General features: G+C 77.9%; 2 protein-coding genes. Both read right to left on the bottom strand.

Annotated features, from left to right (window positions below; all coding sequences use genetic code 11):
- Nucleotides 1–154: 154 nt before the first annotated feature.
- Nucleotides 155–916: a hypothetical protein gene (locus ACTUAL_RS16490; RefSeq protein ID WP_440900890.1), complete on the bottom strand. Its 762-nt coding sequence runs from the start codon at nucleotides 914–916 to the stop codon at nucleotides 155–157.
- Entirely contained in the window at nucleotides 913–1,437 is a 525-nt protein-coding gene (locus tag ACTUAL_RS16485; protein WP_096491279.1) for a SigE family RNA polymerase sigma factor, read from the bottom strand. Before ACTUAL_RS16485 ends, ACTUAL_RS16490 begins: the two co-directional genes overlap by 4 nt.
- Nucleotides 1,438–1,745: the final 308 nt, after the last annotated feature.

The following is a 1,745-nucleotide window of genomic DNA, read 5'->3' as shown; positions in this document are numbered from 1 at the left end:
CGGGTCAAGGCTGGCGGTGTTACCGCGGGGGGGGTCCCACTGGGGGGTTTGGGGTGGGCCCACCGGAGGGGGGGGGGGGGTGGTAACCCCCCCCCCCCGGCCCTTTTCGCGCGCCGCGCACCGCCCCCAGGCCCGTGCGCGGGCGGGGTCGGCGCTACTTCGCGGGCACCGCCACCGGGAAGCCGAGCTCGCGGCAGGTCCCCTCGTCGCCGGGGTACACGCCGAGCGAGCCGTGCTCCGGCGACTGCGGCAGCACGAGGACGCAGCGCACCAGGGCGGGCACCGGGGCGTCCGGGGCGCGCCAGCCGCGGACGTTGTCGGTCCAGTACTGCCTGCACACGTCCAGGGCGACGTCGAAGCGGTCGGGGCTGCCCTGGGTCGGGGTGAGCGACGCGGCGGGCACCGGCCGGACCAGGAGGGTCTCCGGCCCCCACGGCTGGCCGTAGCCCGCCATGCTCGCCTTGCTGAAGCAGATCGGGAGCCGGTCGGCGGCGGCGACCGCGGTGGGGTCCACGACCGAGGCGTCCGAGCGGCGGCCCTCGGGGGAGCCCGCCGCGGTGCTGCTGGGCGCCGACCCGGTGTCGGGCGGCGTGGAGCTGGCCGGGGACGGGTCCGGCGCGGTGCTGGACGGGCCCGCGTCCGGGCTGTGCCGCGAGGGGGGCGCGGGCGTGGCCGGGATCGGGTCGCCGCCGCCCGAGCCCTGCTCGACCAGTCCTCCCGCGCTCCCCAGGCCCGACGCGAGCGCCATGATGCCGCCCGCGACCGCCGCGACGCCCGCCATGGCCAGCGCGGGGACCACCCGCTTGCGGCGGCGCAGGGCGTCCGCGCCCTCGCGCTCGATGGCCTCGAAGTCCAGCTCCACCGGGGGTTCGCCCCTCCCGATGGCGTGGTCGAAGAAGTCCTTGCGCACGTTCACCTGCTGCCTCCCGTCCGCTCCGGGGTCCTGGTCGCGAGGGCCGCGTGGTGCGGGCCGAGCGCCTCGCGCAGCGAGTCCAGCCCGCGCGAGCACTGGGACTTCACCGTGCCCTGGGTGATCCCGAGCGCCTTCGCGGTCGCCGCCACGTCGAGGTCGGCGTAGAAGCGCAGGACGATCACGGCCCGCTGCCGGGGCGGCATGGCCTTGAGCGCGGCACGCACCTCGGGGGCGCCGTCCACCTCCTCGTCGCACTGCGCGGCCGGGCGGTCCGGGACCTCGCCCAGCACCTCCTTGCGCCGGGAGGCGCGCTTGGCCTCGTCCAGCGCCAGCCGCGAGATGACCTTGCGCGCGTAGGCCTCCAGGCCGCGCGGCTCGATGCGGTGCCAGTGCTTGTACATGCGCAGGAGGGCCGCCTGCACGAGGTCCTCGGCGCGGCCCCAGTCCCCGCAGATGAGGTACGCGACCCGCCGCCACGGCACCGCCCGCTCACGCGCGATCCGCGTGAAGTCCTGACGATCCACCAGTACGCCTCCCCTGCTGTCACCGGCCTGATACCGGCGGGGGCGGGCATCCGGTTGCTCGACGGGGAGATCTCACTGCGGCGGGGGGTGCGGCTCGGGACAGGCGGCTCCCGGCCCCGGAGACGGGCGTCTGGGATCTCGGACGGCCCGTCCGGGCCCCGGACCGCGGGGCCGGGTCCCGGACGGCGCGCGCGGGCGGCGGAACGGGGCGCGGCCCACCAGCGCGGTTACCAGTCCCCCGCAGCGCCGCGGGGGGCCCGGGAACCGCTGCGGGTCCGGCCGTCCGGGCCTCCGCGGAGGCCGCCCGC

It is taken from the genome of Actinosynnema sp. (assembly GCF_052038725.1).
The sequence above is the reverse complement of the archived record's forward strand: the minus strand, read 5'-3'. Positions and strand labels throughout refer to the sequence as shown.